This window comes from Marseilla massiliensis, assembly GCF_016899855.1.
Taxonomy (GTDB): domain Bacteria; phylum Bacteroidota; class Bacteroidia; order Bacteroidales; family Bacteroidaceae; genus Prevotella.
In genome coordinates this window covers 1-309 of record NZ_JACJJG010000275.1, presented here as the reverse complement: position 1 = coordinate 309, position 309 = coordinate 1, and the positions used below count along the sequence as shown (strand labels likewise).

The following is a 309-nucleotide window of genomic DNA, read 5'->3' as shown; positions in this document are numbered from 1 at the left end:
TGCAACTTTCTTCCAGCTGTAGTAGGCGTTGTAGCTTACGTTTACCTTGCCGGCCTTGCCGCTTTTTGTGGTAACGAGGATAACGCCGTTGGCACCACGCGAACCGTAGATGGCTGTGGATGATGCGTCCTTAAGTACGGTAATGTCCTCGATGTCGGTTGCAGGAATGTCGCTGATACTTTCAACGGGGAATCCGTCGACGATGAGCAATGGGTCGTTGCTCTGAGTGATGGAGCCTCCTCCACGTACACGAATTTTCACGTCGGCGTCAGGCGAGCCCTCGGTCGTGGTGATGTTTACGCCGGCCAT

General features: G+C 54.4%; 1 protein-coding gene. It reads right to left on the bottom strand.

Annotation, left to right across the window (positions count from 1 at the left end; genetic code table 11):
- Positions 1-309: TonB-dependent receptor plug domain-containing protein (locus H6A34_RS14735; protein WP_205106114.1), on the bottom strand; the 309-nt coding region annotated here is incomplete at both ends.